We start from the raw sequence: 2,125 nt of genomic DNA on the forward strand, positions 1-2,125 counted from the left end.
CATTGCGCAATGACTGTTGTTCTTATAGGGTCAGCGGTATGTCCCCCCGCGACGCTTCACGCACCACGCTCAGCTCGGCTGCATCCATGCGGGTCCTCGCGCATCCGACCCGGTTGCGTCTGCTCGGCCTGCTTCGCGAACGCGGCCCGTTGACCGCAGCCCAGCTGGGCGACGTCGTTGATGAGGCTCCCGGTACCATCAGCTACCATCTCGGCAAGCTTGCCTCCATCGCCCTGATCGAGCCCGCCGAGGCTCAGAGCACCGACCACCGCGAACGTTGGTGGAAGGCCACGACCCTACTGACCAGCTGGGAGCCCGCCGATCTGCTCGACGACCCCGACAAGCTCGCGGCGTCTTCTGTTCTGCAGAAGTCCATTGCTCAGGCCTACGCCGCCCGGTTCACCGACTACATCGACGCGACACCTGCCCTGCCTCGTGAGTGGGTCGCGGCAGGCGCGAGCGGGGATCGCAGCCTGCGTCTAACGGTCGAGGAGATGGGCACCATGCGGACCGAGCTCGAAGCCCTGGTCACCCGGTGGGTCGACGCGAGCGCCGCCCACGACCCGGCGACGGCCGACGGCGCCGAGCCTGTGGTGCTCGTCTACCAGGCCTATCGCCGTCCCTGAGTCAGACCGCCGATGAGCAAGAACATGAACGAGGCGCTGCCTCGCGACCGCCGCGCAACCGGCGCCCTCTCGGCCCTGCTGGCTGCCCACGCGATCTCGCAAACGGGCAACGTGATCACAGCGTTCGCCATCCCCTTCTACGTCCTCGGCCTCGGCGGGTCGGGCGTCGAGGTGGGAATCGCGGCATTCTTCGCTACCGCCCCGGTTGTGGTCGGCGGGGCGCTCGGCGGGGTTGTCGTGGACCGGGTGGGTCACCGCCGAGCGGCGATCGTTGCGGACCTCGTGAGCGGTGCCACCGTGCTGGCCATGCCGGTACTGGCGCTGACCGTCGGGCTGCCATTCTGGGCCCTTCTCATCCTGGTATTCGCGGGCGGACTACTCGACACCCCGGGACAGACCGCCCGCCGCGTCATGCTGCCCGGGCTGACGGTAAGGGCCGGCGTGCGGATCGAGCAGAGTGTCGGGCTCCTCGACGGCTCTGAGCGCTTCGCCAAGCTGGTCGGCGCCTCGATCGCCGGCCTGCTCGTCGCGCTCCTGGGGCCGATCGCAGCCCTCTTCGTCAACGCGGCAACGTTCGCGGTCTCAGCACTGCTGACCTGGGCGTTCGTGGCAGCCGTCCCTGCCACCGTCAGGCTGAGCGGCGACAGCAGCGACAGCGCTCCCCGTTCCTCCTATTGGGCCGACCTGGCTGAAGGATTCCGCTTCGTCATCCACGACCCGTTGATGCGTTTGGTCGTCGGCCTCGTATTGGTCACGAACCTGCTCGACGCCGCCCGCGGCTCGACCCTGATGCCCCTCTACGCGAACGATCGTCTGGGAGGCGCGGCCGCTCTGGGTCTGCTGGTGGCGGTCATGGGCGGTTGCGCTCTGGTGGGCAACGTGGCCTTCGGATTCGTCGCTCACCGGGTGCCCCGCCGCGTGACCCTGGCGGTTTGCTTCGCCTTGGCTGGCGGCCCGTCGAGCGCTGCCTTCGCTATCGGTGCGCCGCTGCCCGTGCTCGTCGCAATGACCGTGCTCTCGGGCCTGGCTGCTGGGGCGATCAACCCAATTCTCGGCACGGTGGAACTCGAACGCGTACCCGAACACATGCGCGGCAGGGTGTTCGGCCTAATCAACGCCGGTGCCTGGGCGGGTGTGCCGTTCGGCGCCCTGCTCGGCGGCATCGCCGCCGACACGATCGGCCTGTCGCTCGCCTTCGGAATCGTCGCGGTCGTCTACACGCTCGTCACGCTGAGTCCACTGACCGGAGGAGCTTGGCGGCACATGGAGCGGCGCCCGGCCGTGATCGCCGTGAAATGAACGACCCAAGCGCTCGCCATTCCACCACTGAAAACCTGAACATCGATATGAACAGCGCGTCCAATAACCGGGAGCGGAACGATCATCGAAACGGGTGGAAAACACGAGACATGGAGAACGCTTGTCCGACGCAGACGTATGTGTTGGACCTAAGTCTTCTAGGTGTCGAGAGACGGACCTTCAATGCGCGAGCTATCGGA

2 protein-coding genes are annotated in these 2,125 nt (G+C 67.1%); both read left to right on the forward strand.

Annotated features, from left to right (window positions below; translation table 11 throughout):
• The first annotated feature begins 38 nt into the window (after positions 1–38).
• Positions 39–626 carry a helix-turn-helix domain-containing protein gene (locus tag E3N86_RS07280; protein ID WP_134511652.1) on the forward strand — a complete coding sequence of 196 codons (588 nt, stop codon included), beginning with the start codon at positions 39–41 and terminating at the stop codon, positions 624–626.
• Between the two features lie 12 nt (positions 627–638).
• Entirely contained in the window at positions 639–1,925 is a 1,287-nt protein-coding gene (locus tag E3N86_RS07285) for an MFS transporter (protein WP_134511653.1), read from the forward strand.
• Positions 1,926–2,125: the final 200 nt, after the last annotated feature.

It is taken from the genome of Cryobacterium sp. Hz7, from assembly GCF_004402815.1.
GTDB lineage: Bacteria > Actinomycetota > Actinomycetes > Actinomycetales > Microbacteriaceae > Cryobacterium > Cryobacterium sandaracinum.